Annotated in this window: 13 protein-coding genes and 1 CRISPR repeat array; of the genes, 12 read left to right on the top strand and 1 reads right to left on the bottom strand. The window is 42.9% G+C overall.

Features of this window, described 5'->3' with window-relative positions:
• From Y697_RS07560 to Y697_RS07510, 11 genes are all read left to right on the top strand, one after another.
• Positions 1–324, top strand: a complete 324-nt coding sequence (locus Y697_RS07560) for a hypothetical protein (protein WP_006489332.1) — start codon at positions 1–3, stop codon at positions 322–324.
• A complete protein-coding gene (gene csx7, locus Y697_RS07555) occupies positions 321–1,079 on the top strand; it encodes a CRISPR-associated RAMP protein Csx7 (RefSeq protein ID WP_006489334.1) in 759 nt (252 codons plus the stop codon). The genes Y697_RS07560 and csx7 overlap by 4 nt, the downstream gene beginning before the upstream one ends.
• The gene (locus Y697_RS07550; RefSeq protein WP_006489336.1) at positions 1,076–1,975 is read left to right on the top strand and encodes an RAMP superfamily CRISPR-associated protein; all 900 of its coding nucleotides are present in this window, start codon (positions 1,076–1,078) and stop codon (positions 1,973–1,975) included. The genes csx7 and Y697_RS07550 overlap by 4 nt, the downstream gene beginning before the upstream one ends.
• Entirely contained in the window at positions 1,972–2,361 is a 390-nt protein-coding gene (locus Y697_RS07545) for a hypothetical protein (protein WP_006489338.1), read from the top strand. The genes Y697_RS07550 and Y697_RS07545 overlap by 4 nt, the downstream gene beginning before the upstream one ends.
• 169 nt (positions 2,362–2,530) lie before the next feature.
• The gene (locus Y697_RS07540) at positions 2,531–3,232 is read left to right on the top strand and encodes an RAMP superfamily CRISPR-associated protein (protein ID WP_183083757.1); all 702 of its coding nucleotides are present in this window, start codon (positions 2,531–2,533) and stop codon (positions 3,230–3,232) included.
• The gene (locus tag Y697_RS07535) at positions 3,219–3,677 is read left to right on the top strand and encodes a hypothetical protein (RefSeq protein WP_006489342.1); all 459 of its coding nucleotides are present in this window, start codon (positions 3,219–3,221) and stop codon (positions 3,675–3,677) included. Before Y697_RS07540 ends, Y697_RS07535 begins: the two co-directional genes overlap by 14 nt.
• Before the next feature lie 54 nt (positions 3,678–3,731).
• Positions 3,732–4,508 carry a hypothetical protein gene (locus Y697_RS07530; protein WP_006489344.1) on the top strand — a complete coding sequence of 259 codons (777 nt, stop codon included), beginning with the start codon at positions 3,732–3,734 and terminating at the stop codon, positions 4,506–4,508.
• Positions 4,505–6,652, top strand: a complete 2,148-nt coding sequence (locus tag Y697_RS07525) for a hypothetical protein (protein WP_183083756.1) — start codon at positions 4,505–4,507, stop codon at positions 6,650–6,652. The genes Y697_RS07530 and Y697_RS07525 overlap by 4 nt, the downstream gene beginning before the upstream one ends.
• A 373-nt stretch (positions 6,653–7,025) precedes the next feature.
• Positions 7,026–10,121 carry a helicase-related protein gene (locus Y697_RS07520; RefSeq protein ID WP_121551028.1) on the top strand — a complete coding sequence of 1,032 codons (3,096 nt, stop codon included), beginning with the start codon at positions 7,026–7,028 and terminating at the stop codon, positions 10,119–10,121.
• A gap of 48 nt (positions 10,122–10,169) precedes the next feature.
• Positions 10,170–13,397, top strand: coding sequence for a hypothetical protein (locus tag Y697_RS07515; RefSeq protein ID WP_121551027.1), 3,228 nt, complete (start codon positions 10,170–10,172; stop codon positions 13,395–13,397).
• A complete protein-coding gene (locus Y697_RS07510) occupies positions 13,376–14,425 on the top strand; it encodes a CRISPR-associated protein (protein WP_121551026.1) in 1,050 nt (349 codons plus the stop codon). Before Y697_RS07515 ends, Y697_RS07510 begins: the two co-directional genes overlap by 22 nt.
• Positions 14,426–15,171: 746 nt before the next feature.
• A CRISPR array of direct repeats spans positions 15,172–15,874; the repeat unit is 30 nt; unit sequence GTTGCGTAAGAACCATAGTGGTATGGAAAC.
• Between the two features lie 489 nt (positions 15,875–16,363).
• On the opposite strand, the gene Y697_RS07505 is transcribed toward Y697_RS07510, so the two are convergent.
• On the bottom strand, positions 16,364–16,840 hold the full coding sequence (locus tag Y697_RS07505; RefSeq protein ID WP_310793767.1) for an ATP-binding protein: 477 nt from the start codon (positions 16,838–16,840) through the stop codon (positions 16,364–16,366).
• 1,129 nt (positions 16,841–17,969) lie between these two features.
• Between Y697_RS07505 and Y697_RS07495 the strand changes: the two genes are divergently transcribed.
• The gene (locus tag Y697_RS07495; RefSeq protein ID WP_121551024.1) at positions 17,970–19,385 is read left to right on the top strand and encodes a DUF1254 domain-containing protein; all 1,416 of its coding nucleotides are present in this window, start codon (positions 17,970–17,972) and stop codon (positions 19,383–19,385) included.
• Positions 19,386–19,401 lie beyond the last annotated feature (16 nt).

The following is a 19,401-nucleotide window of genomic DNA, read 5'->3' as shown; positions in this document are numbered from 1 at the left end:
ATGATCAGTGCTGATCAAAAGAGAAAGCTGGTTACTATGGCAGAGGAATATTATCAGAGCGGTGGGTCCAGAACTGATACTGATACGCAGCTTCGTAAGTTTTGCGAAATCGCAAAGCAGTCATCTTGCGTCGAGGAATTTGAAAACTACCTGAAGTACCAGATTGGAAGGGACACTTTTCCTTTCAGAAAAGGACTCATGAAAGAGGTAGAAAAGATAAAGGAGTTTGCTAAAGAAGAAACTCTCGAAGCCATTTCATATTACTTCGGTTACATGGCAAGGTTTGCGAAGTTTGTTGCCGCTGAAAGGGGAGGGAGAAGATGAGATTCTTTGATACTTTTATCAATCGATATACTCTAGACATAGAAATAGAGCTCATCACTCCTCTTCATATTGGAGTTGGTAATCAATCAATCTCACCCCTCGATTCAGATAACGCAATAATGCGAATGCCCGATGGAAATGCAGTGATTCCCGGAGCATCTCTTAAAGGGGTCTTTAGGTCAAACTTGGAAGCGATACTACGAATGAGAGGTCTCTATGTTTGTGACAGCACAAATTCAACGTGCAGTTATAGCTCAAAAGATTCCTCAAACGAGAAATTGTACAAAGATATTGAACAGAGTTGCGAAGTATGTTCCCTCTTCGGTTCACAGTCGATTTCTTCTCACATTTACATAAGTGACGCCATAAGGAAGGGTGAGCCAGGCGAGAGTTTTACGTCAATCAGAGATGGAGTGATGATAAGAAGAGATACTGAAAATGCTGCAGGTGGTAGGAAGTACGATTTTGAAGTTGTGAATCCTGGAACGGTTTTCGCCGGAGAGATATTGCTCGAGAACGTTGATGATTATCAGGTTGGATATGTATTGATGATCATCGATCTTATGAATGAGGGATTTATCAGACTTGGCGGAAAAAAGTCAGCTGGTCTTGGAAGAGTGAAGCTGTCTTTCAACATACACAAGATTGACAAAGAGAGTATTTTGAAAGAAGGCGGCGCAGTCAGACTTTCAGATCCTGAGATCGAAAATATGAGAATCGCTGCTAGAAACCATATAGCGGAGGTTATAGTATGAGTACACTCTTTGGAGAACTTAGGAGCCATATAAAGATCGACTATTCACTCGAGCCAAAAACAGCGTTTGTAATACGAGCCGGCGGAGATTCACCAGATCCGACAGCTCCTGACAATCCGTTCGTAAGGATTAACACACCTTACGGTTACTCTATTTATGTTCCCGGAAGTTCAATGAAGGGAGTTTTCAGAAGCCATATAGAAAGCATATTAAAGGCGCTGTCAAAGGAAGTATGCGGCTTCTCTCATCAAAGGGGTGCTGACTGTGGGAAGAAGGAAATCAACAGGGGTACTCTTGAAAGAGAGAATGATGGTCTGCTAAGATACCGGAATTCCTGTTATTCATGCAAAATGTTCGGCTCAACTGCAGTTGGATCGATCGTCAGATTCGATGACCTCTTTCCTTACAAGCCGGAGAATACTCGAGAAGAAAAAATGAAAGCGGTTACCGACATCGAGAAGTACTTAAATATCAGACATGGAATAAAGATTGACAGGAAGTCAGGTTCGGTAGCAAATAGAGCACTTTATGACATTGAGTGTCTCTCCGGCGGCCAATTTTTTGGAAGCATATTCCTTAAGAATCCAGAAAAGTGGCAGCTCGCTCTGCTGTTAAAAACTTTTGCACATATTAATCATGGTTATCAAAAAGCTGGTGGGCAGAAATCAAGAGGCTTTGGCCATGTTCACCTAACGATTGAAAAGATATCATGCCTATCAAAACTGAGGGATAAAATAGTCTTCTCCTCATTTGATTCAGCTAGAGGATTCATCGACGACCCTATGAGTGTGTTCCATTCTTCGGACACATTTCCACCATACAGCTTTGAGTTCTCAGGCGAGGCCTTGGAGAAATTTGAAGCAGACGTCAACTCCACTCTTTCAAGAGCGTGGTGAGACAGTTGAATGATAGACTTGAGTATCTCGAAAGATTAAAAAGCACAGAAGACTTGTTCTATGTGATCTTTAACGACTACAGGGCTCTTCATCTTGACAAAATGACCCCCGATGAAAGTGTAGAGCTGTTCAATAAACTGCATGATAGTTTCGACTACAATTTCTACTTCAGAGCTTTCAATGAGCATCTAGATTTTGTGTGGTTCTACGGAGATATCTACATCAGCGATGAAAAGAACAGCAATCAAGGGATTGTTTTTCTTAATGCCGGTATCAGGAAAAAGATACCATTTTCTAATCCCGTAATAAAGTTTGTCAGAGACCTTTCGATGCCTGGTGGTATGAGGTATATCAGAGTAGAGGAGGAACCTGATGACAGATTATAATGACTCTCCAAAAGGATATTTAAGACTGAAGATTCCCAAGCTTAGTGCTCACATCAGTTCCCAAGAGTTTTCTCACATTGACTCATTTTGCTCTGATCGACTTAATGGTATCTTGAGAATTGGAGCGGTCACAAAATCATATACTTGCTTCACTCAGGGAGATCTCTTGATGAAAGAGGGAAAAATCACTAATGTATTGTCGAGAGAAGGGACAAGAGTACTGATTCCTGGGGCGTCGCTCAAAGGGGCTATACGTACGTACGCGGAGTTCCTTTCTAATTCATGTGCTGGAAGCGGAACAGCTTCATGCAGCGATAGACTTTGTATTGTCTGTTCAATGTTTGGAACACTTGGAAAACTCGGTAGAGTCCAGTTCGACGACGTTCTTGTTAACGAACGTAGCTTGAAAACAACTGTTGTTTCCGGTCCTTCTCAATGGAAGGGAAAAGCAACTCTGCCAAATACGGGCAAAATTTACTCCCATACTCTATCAGAAACCGGTCAGAAAACCTCAAACTACGAAGTGATAGAACCCGGCAGCAGTTTTCAATTCGAAGTAACTGTGAAAGGACTTACCAGGAAGGAATTCGGTCTCTTGTTAGTTGCAATGGGAGTATCACGAAAGCGCTTTTCAGTAAAGCTAGGAAGAGGCAAGAACATAGGCTTTGGAAGTGTGACCTTAAGACCAGAAAACTTCTTGAAGATAAGTGCTGTGAGCGAAATTCCAATTTCTGGAGAAGAGCTCACAAAACTCGTTGATGAATGTGCCGATGTCTATCTTCAAAGTATCACAGGAGATAGTGATATAGTCGCAAATCTTGACAAAATCATTGATGACTCAAAGAAGGTGTTGCAGCTTGAAGAGGGATAGTACATCGTTAATTGAACTTGCAGCCGAAACTGCAAATATGCTTTTTAGAGCTAACAAAGCAGATCTATCCAGGTCAGCCAAAATACTTTTGGAGATCTCAAAGAAATTCGGATTTGATGAAGCAAAGAAACTGGACCTGAATCAATATAGAAAAATGAGAACTGATGGTTCAGGAGATAATCTTGGCACAATTATTGACAAGATCAAAGAGTTGTCTAAAACCGGTAAGCTTTCGAGTGAAGATATCCCTAGCTTTCTTGGATACCTGTCGAGGGAATTGAAGTATCTGGAATCGGCTAAGGCCTTCACTCATTCAGATGGATCTAATAATGGTAAAGCAACTAAGCAAAGTGGTAATAGAAGAGGGAACGCCCCTAATAGGCCAGTTAGTGGTCCAGCTACTTACAATCCCTTCGAGAAGTTGAGAAAGAAGCTAGGTAATTGACAGCGGCGAATGCCGCTGTTTTCTTAGTATCGATAACTGAAGGAGGTGAAGTTAGTGGCCGAAACAAAACTAATGCAGAACTTGAAGGAAGCAAAAGCCTTTTATGAGGGATTTAGGGAAGAGTATTTGAAAATGAAGGATCTCCTCAGTGAGACAAAAAAAGAATCGAAGGACATCATCAAAAGAGTTGGTGATATCCGTACAGAGCTTAGTGAGATTGATTCGGAGGCTCTCAAGGCTGAAGCTAATGTCAAAGATTTACAAGAGGCCATGGTTTCACTCAGAAAAGAGCTTTCAAACGTTGATAATCAGAAGAAACTCCTTGAGGAGTTCGAGTCTGATGTAATTAGTTGCAGAGATTCTTTCAATAAAGTACGGCAAGAGCTTCGACTCTTCTTCAATTCATCGGATACAGAATCTCTTGAGAAACTAATTTCAATAATCTCGAAAACCAGAGGATTCGATCTTAAGTCATTTGAAAACCACCTTAATCAGGTCAGAGATTTTGATAAGAGTATTGGAGATAGACTTGCCAGCATGAACAACTTGCTATTGGCTCTGGATTCAGAAAATAAGAATTTAAAAATCGCTCAGCAGAACTTTGAGCAGGAGTTCAACCAGGCAGAAGAAGCGATTAACAATAAAGTTAAAGAATTCTTTGAGAAGCTCTCTAAAGAAACTTTAGAACTGGAGTGTAAAAAGAGGGCGAGTGAAGAAACGATTCAAGCTCAGCTTTCGAAGAGCGATAAACATTCTCATAGAAGCAAGTTATGGGCGCTTATCTGCCTTGTTTCATTGGCAGCGAATCTGGCGGTTGCATTTCTATGGTGAAAACGGCAAGATTCTTCAGTGTTGAAACCGCTGTTGAAAGAGCAAACCAGCTAGGAATCAACTTGAAGAATTTGTGGGAAGACTTCTGGAGGCACATAGACACAGGCGAAGGCCCAGTTAAGGACGGTAAAGTTGAGTTTCTTTATAGTGAAGACATGTACACTTACTATGCATACAGACATCAAAGTGGCAATAGAGCGCAGTTCATTGTTGACAAGGAAAGATCCACATCAATTCTTTATTTTGTGGATGAACACGACAAATCATACAAGAAGGCAAATAATGCTTTCAGGAAAGGGCGTCATTTACGTTTCTTTGAGGAAAAGCTTCGTGAGAAGCTGGTTGAACTCAAGCTTGAAAACGGAGATAATTTCAAAATCTTCGCAAGTCATTCTTCGATTCCTATCCGTATGTTTAGATTCGATCCTTCTCAATCGATAGATGAACTACTGGAGAACCTCCGCGAAATCAAATATGAGTTGTCGCCCACTCAAAAGGCAATAATTCGGGACTCCTTCAGTAAGGGTTCAAACTACATCATCGAAGGACCCGCAGGCACCGGAAAATCCCTTTTGCTTTTTAGAGCCATGTTTAGGGAAGACCCTACTATTACTAGCAGTGAAGACAGCATAAGCAATGCTATGTATGTTTCATGCAGCAAAAACCTTTTGAAGCAATGGGAGAGTCACTACAACAGAACAAAATGTGAAAGCAAAATACCGACTGAATTCACAACCATTCAGGATCTTGTTCCTGGCCTTGCAAAATCGTTTCATAACTTGGGTTCACTTATCAAGGAAATACCTATTAGCAGGGAGTTCGAGCCTATTCTGAAAAGTCATCTACCAGAAAGAGGCTCACATGAGTTCATAGAGGCCTTCTCAAGGTTGCTTTATTCTGTGAAGACTGTGAATATAGAAGGTACTACTGATAATGACGATAGAAATAAGACCATTTATCTCCTAAAGAAGTGTGGCTTTACAGATGCTCCACTTGAAGGATTAGCAGATGTTGTTGACAATACTCTGCGAAAACTATCGAAGAAGGCAGAAGATTTAAAGACACATGATCACAAAGATCTGTTGCTGCCCTGGGAAGTTATGGCGGGAGCTCTGCAGACTCCCAGGGACCTCAGCAAATATCTTCTTCTAGTCGATGAAGCTCAGGACTTAACAGAAATCGAGCTGAAGTATCTGGCCAGCTGTAATCCAGCCAGTTATATCATTGCTTGTGACTACAACCAGCAGGTTCTCGGCCGTTTATCGCGAAAGGAATTCATCACTCGATACTTCGACAATGCAAAAGATTACTCGCTCAAAGAGGTTTACAGGAACACCCGCGATATCTTCCTTCTGGCTAAGGTGTTCAGGATAGCTACGAAGGATTCTGACCCACTGACTGAACCGGTATTGCCTTATCAGAAGCCTATTGTGTCAAGATCGACCAATCTAGATAGTCTTGTATTTAACCTGAAGAATAGTATTGATAACTCAAACAAGGTGATGATAGCCGTTCTCCTCCCGAACCAGAAAATGAAACTTGAATTTCAAGACCGTTTTGATGACTGTGACGACAGACAAATCTATCCGTTCTTGATCTCAGAGATAAAAGGCCTCGAATTCAGCAACGTAATATTGGTCAACCCTCATGAAATGGGTAATATAGAAGTCAAAACTCTCCACGAGAAACTTTACACGTCGATTACCAGGGCAAAATACATGCTCCTCACTATCTTTACAGAGGAGGCTCCAGCAGATGAAGAGATCTTCTCACTCTTCTTGACTGACACAAGACTGGATGGTCACGGAAAGGCAAGTGTAGAGATGGATCTCGTTGACGCCATAAATGAACTAATAGAATATGGAAGAACAAGTATTGACTACGGAGAGTTACTGAACACTGCAACTGAGAGAGCGAAAAATCTCCTAAAACAATATAAAGAATCAAGTAAAGAAAGTGACCTCGAAAAGGCTATCACGCTTATGTGTAAATATGAAATGTATTCTGACCTAAGCACCTACCTCTTTGAAATTGAAGAGTTTTTTTATGCTGCTGAGATAGCTCAAAAGGCAAATGATGAGGATTTGATTAGAAAAGTTTCGGAAAAAGAAAAATTAATAGGCCTTGCTCTTGAAATTGTATGAAAACCACATTTGGAAGCTAACCGGAATTGTCCGTAATATTGAATGAATCAGAAGGTAAACAAGGTCTGAAGAAGGTCGCAATTCCGTCTTTATTGATTCAGTGCCTTTCAGTTATCTATACTCGGAGCTCCCTTCACAAGACTTGTCAGTTTTCTAGTCTCTTGCACTCTCCAAATAACAACTTCGATCCAGCTCCCAAAAAAGTGTGATTATACACTTTGGGGTAATCCACTGCTAATTCGTACTTCTATATCGTCAGAAACAACGTAAATTCTTTTGGAACGCTTCCTCTACGCTTTGTTTTATTCGATTCTATTTCCCGCTTCAAAAAACTGCTCACTTAACTCCGTATGAAAAAACTGGAGGTGATTATTTGAATGAACTCGAACCATTGAAAACACTGTTGAGTTCAAGAGTAAAACACGCTACAACTCTCGGGGCGAAGACCGTCGTCCTGAAAAATGCAAAGAAAGAAACGCTTAAGTGCATTTCTGAAGGTGAATTCAAAACCATCTCGAATGACATGAATCTCGATTTCGAATGGTATCAGACAATCAAATCTCTCAATGGGCTTCTTTCAGTTGCAGATCATTTCAGCGACTCTCCGGTCGTAATCACTGAATGGCTATACGTCATAATAAAGAAGTACGCTCCACTGTTTGAAAGCTACTTCGGAAAAGTGGTCGCCGTTGATTGTGGAGAGAGAGCTTCAATCGACACAGGGGAGAATATCTCAGATGAACTGATGCCTCTCTTCGATATCGAAGGACAGTTCATTTCTGTCAAAGATTTCCCAGAGACCGAGACTATTTCTCTGTTCGAAAGAATTACTCCTATTGAAGTGAACACTCTCGATCAGCTTCTCAATCACACAGCGGGTAGAAAATGCACTGGCATCCGCCTCGATAAGAATCTGGAATCATTCCTTACCGAAGCCGGTATATCGCTTGTAAGCGGTAGCTCTAAGCACGAAGTGATTATTGTGAGTTCTCCAGCCGAAAGTGTACTGAGTGAAGTGGACAGAGAGGTCTCTATGCTTAGAGCTATTGGCAAAGAAGTTGAAGTAATAGACTTCACAGGATACTGTCCCGGTGAAGAGGCGAGAAGCATAGATCTCAAGAATGAATTGAAGGAGCATTTCGGATTCGATTCATTCAAAGAGTATGAAGTCTATGGAAAAACGGGCAATTATCTTGTCAGTCAGGAAGAGTTGATCAGATATCTGATCGATCAGAACTACAGGCAAGACCCCTCCGATCTATTCTTTGTTGCTTCGACCGGGTCTGGAAAGTCCCTTATCTATCAGCTTACTGCGAAGATTCTGAAGAGAGATCTGGATAGACTCACGGTAGTCATTACTCCTCTGAAGGCCCTAATGGAAGATCAGGTCAATGGGCTTATCGAAAGATACTTTGAAAATGGGGCTGCCTTTTTGAATTCAGACTTGAGCTTTGACGAGAAAAGCGAACTCACTCAAAGAGTAAGGAAGGGAGAGATCACCATTCTGTATGTTTCTCCTGAAACCTTCGTGGGAAACTCTCTATCTTCAATTATCGGCGAAAGGTCTATCGGTCTTCTTGTAGTAGATGAGGCTCATCTAGTTACAACGTGGGGAAAGACCTTCAGAGTGGACTATGGATATCTGGGAGAAGATCTTCGATTCCTTAGATCTAGGCTCAGCTTTCCGGTGATGGCCACTACCGCCACGGCTATCTCCGGAGGCGAACTGAATACAATATCTGAAATAAGCAAGCTTCTCTGTCTGAAAAATCCCAAGACTGTCATGACAAATGTTCGAAGGGACAATATCAAGTTTAAGATCGACAGTTTCGAATTGAATCAACATTCTAAAGACTGCAGAACGGCACAAAAGTTATCAGACAGTATTGATTATGCAATCGACCTTGTCGAGTCGGGAAAGAAGAGCATTATCTACTGTCCCTTTGTTGGTCAGGCTCACAACATATACAATGCCATAGCCGACCTCGAAGAGTGCCGCAACAAAGTCGGCAGATATACGGGGCCGACCGAGACCCAGGAACGTCGCCTAACCCAGGAGCTCTTCAGGAAGGGTATCTATAGAACTGTAATCGCGACCAAAGCTTTTGGGATGGGAGTAGATATTCCAGATATAGATGAAGTCTTTCATCACAGTGTTCCCTCTATCATGGCAGACTACGTCCAGGAAATCGGCAGAGCAGGAAGAGATGGAAGGCCTTCAGTCGCTTCAACTCACTTCCATACGAAAGACCTTTCAGATAGCCTGAAGCTCTCCAAAATATCCGTTCCGGAACAGTGGAAGATGAGACACATAATGGAGCACATCGGTACACTGATACGGCAGAGCAAGAATGGAGAGATTGTTCTCTCCCTGGACGACATCAGATATCTCCTAATTACCGGTAAAGACAAGTACAATGAGGAAACAATAAGGGATAAGGCTAGAGTCGCCATCTTCCTCATTCAGAAAGACCTTGAAAGCAGGACTGGGAAACAGATTCTGATTAGAAAGGGAGAAACCTATCAGTATCTTTACTTCACTGCCAGCAACGATGACGCCGAAGAGCTCATGAAATCCTTCCCGGAAATATCCAGAGAATCTGCCGGCTATTCGAGAAAAGGCTTTTTCCATAACGAGGAGATCAGATCCGTTGGAGCCGTTTACAAGATAGACATCTCTGCCCTCTGGGCTAGGCTATACAGGGACAGAAATCTTAGAAAGCTCGTCTGGCAGTTCATGAGATTTCCGTCAAAGGTTCTAGGAAAACCGGTAATCCCGAAAATTGCCGTCGAGATGTCAGTCATCAAGGATATGGACAGTATAAAACAGCAACTCACAAGATTCATTGAGATTCTGGGCGAGTTCGCCCTAGATTCTGCAAGAAAACAGATGGATGAGAAGAGCCTCTTCGACGGGATCATTTCGAAGGTGAAGTCGGCATCTCTTCTCACAGGTGTGCAGGATCTGGATATAAAAATTAGAAATATCGTGAAGAACAACTTCGTTTCATATAATGGTGATAGATTTCAGACAGGCCTGTTCAAATGTCGGGGAGAAATTGGGAATTACATCTATACGGTCCAGAACATCCCCAACATAACAAAGGACAGATGGTTGAACAAGCTCGAAGAGTTACTCGAGCCCTGTGAAGAAGGAATTTGCAGACTCTATCTAAACGGTCAGGATGAACACACAGAAGTAATTACCAGTCTACTAAACATTTTGGACATCTTGGGAATGGCAAACGTCAAGTTCAGCGGTGGCGAAAGCTGTGCTGTTCACTTGAAATGCACAGACAGAAATTACATTCTGAATAACTTCAAGAACTACTACTGTGAAATAACGAGAGATATCCGAAGAAGAATCGATAGGGAAGAGCAGATTATGCGCGATTTCTTCACCATGAAGCTCGATGACAGCCAGAGATGGGATTTCATTGAGAATTACTTTCTTGGTAGAATTTATTAACGGGGCGGAAATCCCGCCCCGTTTCTTTCAGAAAATGGAGGCCGCTTGATGTCAGAAAAACTAGAAAAAGAAGAGAAGTTTCTGCTAGACAGAACTTCACACGAAAAGGCAATTGCTGCTTTTAAGGAAGAGGCAGAAAGAAAAACAGGCATTATTCAGTGGTATATCATGCGTGAAGAAAATGAAGAGGAACGGGTCCGTCTAGAGATTGTTCCGGAAAAGACCGGAATGCGCCATGTGTGGACTCAGACTTATAAGAAGCGTTCCTCGGATTCGAAAGACAGAATCGAAAGAGAGTATTCGCTCGACCCAACAGAAGTAGATCTCAAGAACCTGGAAACACTTCCCTTCGTGGTAAAGATAAGGCATTATCTCGAACCTAAGAACAAAGGGATCAAAGAAGTGATTCTGGATGAATTTCTCGAGAAATGGAAGTGCGATTGCCAGTATCTAGTTGAGATCGAAATGAACGATGGGAAAGAAGACAGGAGCATCATCTCTGAAGAGGCCTCCTCATGGAAATTTCTGAAAGATCTTACTGGTCTGACAGAGGAAGAATCAAAGAAATATGAGAACAAGACACTTGCCAAACATCACGAAGAGAGCAGCGCATTCAAAATCATTCAGTATGTCGAAAACAGGCTCAAACCAGAGCAAGTCGTTGTGGCGTTGCAGGGTAATTCTTTCTTCAACAAGCTTGGCAACCTTAGAAACGAATACGAACGCGAAGGATTCCGGAAAGAAAAAGAGTACAGCGTACTTAGGTACAAGAAAAAGTACAACGACGATGAAGAACTCAGTTGTGATCTGAACGAAGTACTGAAGAATCCGTGCTCTTACAACGACATTCGTTTCCTAGCCGCAGAGACCGATAGTATCCAGCACATATTGAATACAGGATATTCAATATCAGATGTAGAGTACATTGTATTTCCGGATAGGCCAGAAGGTTTTTCGAGAGAAGACGAACCGGCAATCTATGGCTTTCTTAAGGCGCTTACAGAAAATGCTTTCAGCAAGTATGGTATTGATGTCCACAAAAGGCCAATGTATTACACAGGTGATAACATAGAGAGTCTTTCAAGAGCCTTCACTGAGATCTGGAAAATCCTTGACAGAATCCGAGAAGAATACCCAAACAAGGAAATTCTGATTGACGTTACGGGTGGTCAAAAGTATCCGGGTATTATGGCTTCACTATACTGTATTTTTAACAATCTACCCTTCTTCTACATCTTCGAAGGAGAAGTCAGTCTTGCGAAATTCCCACCCGTTCCAGCAAGCTGGGATTTTGGAGCAATTGACGAAGCGCTGGCTGCATTCAATTCTATTCTTATTAGGAACACAACACATAGTTTCGAAAGAAATCATCTGAAATACTCAGAGTATTGCTCGCTCCCGGAGACTTTCAGAAATCTGTATACCGCAAGCAGCAATGAAGACTATCTTACGAGTTCTCTACCGCTAAACGTCATTGAAAGCAAATATAGAAAAGCTAGAGGCCTTCCCTTCGGGTACGGCGAAGACTTCTTGAAGCTTCTAGATAATGATTACAGTTGTACGGAAAACTACAAGAACTACCTCCGGAAAATGATTCGAGAAGTCTGGTCCCTGCAATGGATAGGCGATCAGATACCCGAGACCGTTGAACATTCTCAGCGCCATAGTAAAAGGCTTATGGAATTTACTGTCAATCTCATAAATACTATCGGCGAAGAAAACTTTCTCAACGGTATCCCAAAGCAACTGCGAAACGAGTTCTATTTCGTGTTGGCAATTGCGATGAATGTTCATGATCTGGGTCACACAAAACTAACCTACGAACTTGGAGACGGTCGCATATTGCCTCTAGATAGTCTTCCATGCGTAGTAAGAGATCTTCATCATGAGCTCTCATATCAGATGCTGGAAGATGATGATAGATTTAGGCTATTCGATGATAAGCAAAACTCATTTGACACAGACTCATGTAATAAAAACACTTGGGACAACATAAAGACTGCCGTGAAACTGGTGACAAGATACCACAGAGAGTACATGCCCATTACCGGAAAACCCGGAAAGCTGAAGGATATTGTGAGGATGCTTTCGATGGAACCAGAACCTCTCGATAAGGTGGTTGCGGCTAGTTTCGCCGACGAAAACTGGCAGAAATTAACGATAATGGCTGCGAGATGGCTAAAGTTTATTGACGGCACGGATGTTCAGTCAGACAGAACCGTAGAACCAAACTATTTCAAGACACGCGTCTTGAGAACAATAACCGAGATCGAAGCGCTTGCTGTGGAACTCGAAAGCAACACGGAGATTTCAATATCTATTAGGAATGAGGTATCCGATCTTGTGGGTGAGTTGAGTAAGCTGCGAGCGTCCTTCGAAGCCTCTGAATACAAGTCAATGAACAGAGATCTCGCAATCTCAATCAGAAACAAAGCAAGTGAGCTAGAAAAGAGCACACTCTACCCAATGATTCGGAAGAGAATCGATGAATGCTTGGGTACGATCACGATGCCAAACTGGCTGAAGCTCCTGTCAAAGATCTCTTTCAAGGCTGTCCAGTTTCCACACTTCGAAAAACACAATATGGTGAACTACGTTTACCCAAGGTTCTTCATGGAAAAGAGCCTATTTGGAAACACCAATGGCACTCTCTGCCTGAGTATCAATATAGAGAGAGAAAGCAAAAATGACATGAATTCATTGATCAAAATCATAGACGGTGTTAAGAAGGACATAGTCAAGGAGTTCGTCCGTGCCGGCCTGAATCAATTCGCAATAAAAACCATAAAGATGGAGGTCACACCATTGACAGAGAAAATACTGCTTACTCCTCTCGGCACATCCCCGGGAGTACTGTACACGCTCATTAAAAGGCTGAATCCTGACAGAGTAATAGTCATAACTTCGCAAGCAGGTAAAGATAACATTCCAGAGATATGCATGAAGGCCGGATTCGATATTGAGAAGATCACCCCTTATCTCTTCAATGATCCATTCACAGGATTTGAAGATGTTCAAGACATCATGAGAAGAATGAGTTCGGACTTCCCGGTTGACATCACATCCAGAATAACCGTAAATCTCGCCGGTGGAACATCCTTTCTGCAGTACGTAACGGGTGAATTTGCAGAGATTCTGGAATCTAAGATGCTTGATGTCACTAGAGTATTCGCGGTCGACAGAAGAGGAATTGACGCTCAGAAGAAAGAGCCTTATGTCGTAGGCGACGTCGTCGAGCTTCCGGAGAGCAAATCATGGGCAGACAAAGAAGAGTAATAACAAACGTCGGTGGAACGATATGGTTCAACCTTAAGAAAATGTATGCTTCCCCAGACAGTGAACTCAGCAGTTCAGCAATCGTAAGCTATCTCAGAAAGATGAGCGAGGACGAGCTTAAGAAGATTTCTCCAGAAATCAACGGGCTCGAAACCTTCGGTGTAAGCAAAGACGATTTGCTAATCTTCATAGCTACCAATACTGATGTATCTAAAGCATGTATGGAAGCTCTCACAGAGTTATACAGATCCGGGGGAATCAACGTCGTCACAAGAGTTGTCGAAGGTTTGACCGACGATTCGAGTACGGCCTTTAAAAAGGGGATCGCAGATTACGTAGATCAAATTATTGGCCTATTTGATAACGGCGAACAATGGTCATACGACAACTACTTCAATGCCACCTCAGGATACAGATCACTGATTCCGTACACCACGATCGTTGCGGCAGTTTTCGATTCACGGGTGATCTACCTTTACGAGAATTCACCTCACTTGCTGGAGCTTCCTCCATTCCCGATAAACTTCGACTTTGCAATAATCGAGGAGCATTCTGCCTTCTTCGAAAGAGCTGATAACGATTGCGTTCCTGCCGAGGAAGCAATAAAGGGATTTGGATATGAGCTTTTCACCAAAATAGTCCCGCAAATACTTCTTGAAGAAGACGGGCTCGTCTATCTCTCGAACTTCGGGAAAATTCTCTGGGGGAGGTACACTGTTTCGAACCCTGAAATATACTTCAGTGACTCCGCACAGAAGATCATCGACAGAGACCCGATCTACATGGACTACATCAGAAAAATGCTTAGGGGCGAGGCAGAAGCAGAGCATCAGCTTCATGAGTATGTTGGTGATGCCCAGTGCTACAAGTTTCCGGCAAAGGGTGTGAGAGTATTCTATATAAGACACGGGGAAGAGCCCTTCAAAATAGCCACGATACTTAGAAATCATGACGAATACGAAAGGTACATCAGAACAGAGCAACACGAAGCAGGTTTAAACTACACAAAAACAAGAATAAGTATCTGAACAATTCGTACATTGGCTTTTCCTTGAAGACTTTTTCTGGGCACACCTTGGGCAACAAAGCCGGTGTGCCTTTTTGCTTTTGAGGGTATTGAAGATCTGCTATTCAGTGGCAGTCACCTTCTCGATCTTGGTTCATATCTTCGCAATATTATCATTTAAAATACCCCATTTCACACACTTGACTTGATATTAGCAGATTTCTTTCAAAAAAACTCTTGAAGAGCTTTTTAAGTTGTTGTACGTTATCCTTATTGTCGGATCGCATTACATAAAGTCGATTCTGTTGAAGTTCATATTGCGGAGTAAAGTTATCCTATTTTATTGATCGCACTGAGTTGTCCTTCCATAAAGCTTTTTACGAGTTAATAATTCCGTTACCGATCCTTGTCGGATCGATCGTGTACCATCTTCTCCTGAACTCCTTTGCTAATAACACTTTTAAACTTATTTAGAATTATTATTGCACAGTTTACACAAATCCGACTGAGGATAGGTCATTTGTTTAAAAGCGAAATCGAGAGCAGTTTTCTTCTGTAAGCTTCTGCTAGAGAGTGTCTCGCCGGTATTTTCTGCGATCGGTCTTCCTTAGAAGATACCGACGCCTTCTCTCTCCACTTAGCACTGAGTCCATCATAATCAAATCTAGGCGAATCGCTGAAATGCAAACTCGATGTTGCTTACGAGATCTTTCCATTTGGTTGATTCTGCCTCCCCAAAACCTGTATAATATCTTTGTAATAAAAGCGGTTGCGTAAGAACCATAGTGGTATGGAAACCCGAAGAGATCACCCGCAGATAATTTCTCATTCTCATGTTGCGTAAGAACCATAGTGGTATGGAAACTATACACGAAGCTAGCAGTATCGTTAGAACCAGCCACGTTGCGTAAGAACCATAGTGGTATGGAAACTTGAGAAAAATCATTGTTCTACCTCCAACACATACGTTGCGTAAGAACCATAGTGGTATGGAAACAAATTGGGACAATCCTCAGCAATTCCCCATTTGACTTGTTGCGTAAGAACCATAGTGGTATGGAAACATATTTGATTATAAATAGAAAGCCATACCGCACTACTTGTTGCGTAAGAACCATAGTGGTATGGAAACATTCTGGGGGTTCTGGTACAAGGAAAATATGAGTTATAGGTTGCGTAAGAACCATAGTGGTATGGAAACTTATACCACGCAGCACGAATTCTCTGTCCTTTACCTTGGTTGCGTAAGAACCATAGTGGTATGGAAACCTTCCTCTGGCAGATCGGTGTCCCGCCATGTCAGGAGTTGCGTAAGAACCATAGTGGTATGGAAACGTAGGGTATGGATACGGTATTGATAGGGTATCAATAGGGTTGCGTAAGAACCATAGTGGTATGGAAACAGCCTATACGCTTTCTTATTAAATACTAAAATCATATTGTTGCGTGAGAACCATAGTGGTATGGAAACCGCCTTGGACTCGTGCTGTTTGGTGTTCGATATGCGGTCCCCATATATCCTTGAAGGTATCTAAATATGAGCCCGGTTATGAGTGCGAAGGTCGAGTGCCGGTCCCCATATATCCTTGAAGGTATCTAAATTGTAAAAATGCACGACAAGAGGGGCTGGCTTTTAGCGTCCCCATATATCCTTAAAGGTATCTAAATCCAATCAATTCAATACAGCTCAAGAAGGAAAATCCGCAGTCTTTTTCATGAGCGAATTTTTGGTTTTTCTAGGAATCCCAAACAACTGTTTTTTGGAAAGTAAGCAGTACATTATTTGGCCAAACAAAATCCAGAACCCATAATCAATCGCTTACCCTTAATGTTAGGATGCTCCATTCTGCTATTTCTTCCAGATAAGCAATCAAAGAATGTTATTTGCAAGAGTGAATTTCCTGTTTTTGCAAGAATTGCAAACAACTTTCCACCAGGAAATTGTGTTAAGGAGTTTTCATTAGCCAATTCCTGATTCTAAAGCTTTGGCCTTTGAACAAAAACAGTGACTGTGGTGAACAAGAAGGTCAATCATTGCCGAAGTCATCTGTTCATCGTAGAAGATATGGACCCATTTGCTGAACTCAAGATTCGTTGTGATTATCACGCTCCTTTGTTCATAGCATTCTGAGATAACTTGAAACAACAACTTCGATCCATCACGATCAAGAGGCACATAGCCCCACTCATCACAGATAATCAGATCGGCCTTCATTAGAGTTTTCATGAAGGCGTTTAGTTCTGACTTCTTCTGTGCTTCAGAAAGGCGATTTACCAGCGCAGCCGTTCTGAAGAAACGAACCACCTTGTCCTGTTTGCACGCTTCTAAACCGATTGCCTGAGCAAGGTGAGTCTTTCCATTACCAGCATTTCCATACAGATTCGAATTCTTCTTCTCGAATACGAAAGCCGGTTGAAGAAGATCACGGAATTCCATTTGAGTTAAATCAGAAACTGATGGATCAATTTGAAAAGAAGAGGCCATTTTAAGTATTCTATATAGAACTAATGCAAAAACCTCCGCTATACGCCTATCTATGAGGCATTTGAACACAATGATACATATATGATATACTTCTACAAAGCATCAAGGCTACCTATGAGGAATTGAAACAACAGACTCAATGCTCTTATAAGCTTTGGCACCGCTTCCAGGTTACCTATAAGGAACTGAAACGAATTAGCATCACAAGAAAGCCCCCGAGGGCGGTGCGCTTTCAGACTACCTATGAGGAATTGAAACAACACCTCGGCGACATCTAGATTCAGAGAAAAGCTTGTTCTAAGAGTACCTATGAGGAATTGAGACTCTCAAACGGGGTTGTGGGGATAGCGGGTCGGTGGTTGGAGTGCGCCAAGATCAGTTGCAAGTTCCAGTGTGAGTTGTGAGTAGAAAAGTCCAACGAAACGGGTCTCGGGTCTCGGAAGATCAAACAAACCGGTTCTCCGTTCGCCGAAAAGAACAGTTGCAAGTTCCAAGATGTGAGTTGTAAGAAACGAGGACCGTTGAAGTCATAAAGCAATAGCATCAGGATTCCGACCAGGAGCTTTGTCGGAATGACGGAATTGGGCGTTTTCGGAGTAACCATACGCTGTCATCCCGAACTTGATCCGGAATCTTTTCCAAGAACGAACAACCTGGACGCGCAGCGTCGGAACGAAGAACCAGTCTTCCCGAAGGACGGATTCATGGTTTGGGACGAAGGACCAAGGACGGCACTTCCCAGCGCTCAGCGGGTCCTTGGTTTTAAGCGTAGAGCGGTTTCTAATGAGAGATCCCGTGCAGGTCCCCCAAACAGGACCATTTTGGGGCAGGCTCTATGGGATGACTGGTGACGGCTCTATTTTTTGCCTTCTGGTCGAGATAGAATTCGAGACCAGAAGCATACTGGGGAGTAACCACCTTCCCGACGAGAGTTCTTCTGTCAAGAGTCTGCTTTTTCCCTTGGATTCTTAACTGTTCCACAGTATAATCGGCCGTGTGCCTTCAAACCTAAAGCCTCGCCTTTTCTCTTCTGCCAAAGCCCTTTTGTATAATAATTGGAGCGCACAAGGGGGTGCAAAAAGTGCTACAATGCAAGAATCTGATCACGCTTGCCATTCTCTGTCTCTTCCTGTTTTCTTCTCCAATTGCAAACGCAACGGAACTGACAACCAATTTCGATGAAGCAAAAGAAATCGCTAAGCAAGCTTACATCTTTGCTTATCCGATGTTGGAGGATTTCAAGACCATGATAATCCAGGCGGTCGATCCCGGGCTATTCAGCATGTTCTATCACAAAAGGAGCCTTCGGGGTCCTGATTACAGAGAAGTTGTCCGGCCAAATAACGACAGCATCTATTCTAGGCTCTGGCTTGACCTGAGATCGGAGCCTGTAGTGGTGAGTGTACCGGCAGTAGAGGACCGCTATTACTCCTTCGAGATGATCGACATGTACACACACAACTTTGCTTATGTTGGCACAAGGACCACCGGAACTGGCGCGCGAACCTTTGTGATTTCCGGCCCTTTCTGGCAGGGCAGCATGCCTGCCGGAGTAGATGATGTCTTTCGCAGCGAAGGTAATTTTGTCCTGTGCCTAGTTCGGATTGCGGTTGACATGGAAGTCGAAGGCGATCTTGAGAAGGTTCTAGCAATACAGGATGAGCATGAGATTCAGTCCCTCAGTTCATATCTTGGAGAAGAGGCTCCGCCGCCCGCAGATCCCACTATCTTCCCGACCTATGACAAGACAAAAGCCGAGTCCGCGGAGTTTATCTCGTATTTCAATTTTCTTCTGGGCCAGCTCGAAGTACATCCGAGCGAGAAGGAGCTGATAGAACAATTCGGCAGGATAGGCATCGGTCCGAACTTCCCGTTCGGCGTCAATGCAATGCCATCCGGCATAAGAGAGGCGGTGGAGGAAGGAATCAAGGAAGCTCTGGAGATAATTGAGAGCCCGGGAGAAATGGTGGGAATCTCGAAAAATGGCTGGAATCTGAGTGTCTTCGGGAATCGAGAAGAAATGCAGGGAGAGTACGAACTGCGGGCTGTGGCTGCTTATCGCAGCTTGTACGGGAACAGCCTTGAAGAAGCATATTGCCCAAACGGTCTAGTAGATGCAGACGGGAATGCTTTTGATGGATCGAGATTCAATTACGTTCTCTCTTTCAATAGTGATGAGGTTCCGGCGGTTGAACCAAAGGGATTCTGGTCAATCACGATGTACGGCGAAGATCAGTTCCTGGTTGCCAATGAGATAAATCGCTATTCGATAGGCGATCGTACTGATATTAAATATGAAGAGGACGGTTCGCTTGTTATCTATATTCAGCATGAATCACCTGGCGTTGACAAGGAATCTAATTGGCTACCCGCACCAGATGGAATCTTCTCACTCACCATGAGATTATATCTTCCTTCACGGGAAGTGCTGGATTCTCTTTCTTGTCTGGTTCCAGTGAGGAAATCTGAAACTGTTGATAATGTCGGCAAACCTTGAGGAGTCAGAGATTGAG

Origin of the sequence: Mesotoga sp. BH458_6_3_2_1, from assembly GCF_003664995.1 — a bacterium.
In the GTDB taxonomy this organism is placed as follows: domain Bacteria; phylum Thermotogota; class Thermotogae; order Petrotogales; family Kosmotogaceae; genus Mesotoga.
The sequence above is the reverse complement of the archived record's forward strand: the minus strand, read 5'-3'. Positions and strand labels throughout refer to the sequence as shown.

Excerpts from the sequence above, each read along its gene's own strand:
- Y697_RS07560 (WP_006489332.1), top strand. The coding sequence starts at position 1 with ATGATCAGTGCTGATCAAAAGAGAAAGCTGGTTACTATGGCAGAGGAA.
- csx7 (WP_006489334.1), top strand. The coding sequence starts at position 321 with ATGAGATTCTTTGATACTTTTATCAATCGATATACTCTAGACATAGAA.
- Y697_RS07550 (WP_006489336.1), top strand. The coding sequence starts at position 1,076 with ATGAGTACACTCTTTGGAGAACTTAGGAGCCATATAAAGATCGACTAT.
- Y697_RS07540 (WP_183083757.1), top strand. The coding sequence starts at position 2,531 with ATGAAAGAGGGAAAAATCACTAATGTATTGTCGAGAGAAGGGACAAGA.
- Y697_RS07515 (WP_121551027.1), top strand. The coding sequence starts at position 10,170 with ATGTCAGAAAAACTAGAAAAAGAAGAGAAGTTTCTGCTAGACAGAACT.
- Y697_RS07510 (WP_121551026.1), top strand. The coding sequence starts at position 13,376 with ATGGGCAGACAAAGAAGAGTAATAACAAACGTCGGTGGAACGATATGG.
- Y697_RS07505 (WP_310793767.1), bottom strand. The coding sequence starts at position 16,840 with ATGGAATTCCGTGATCTTCTTCAACCGGCTTTCGTATTCGAGAAGAAG.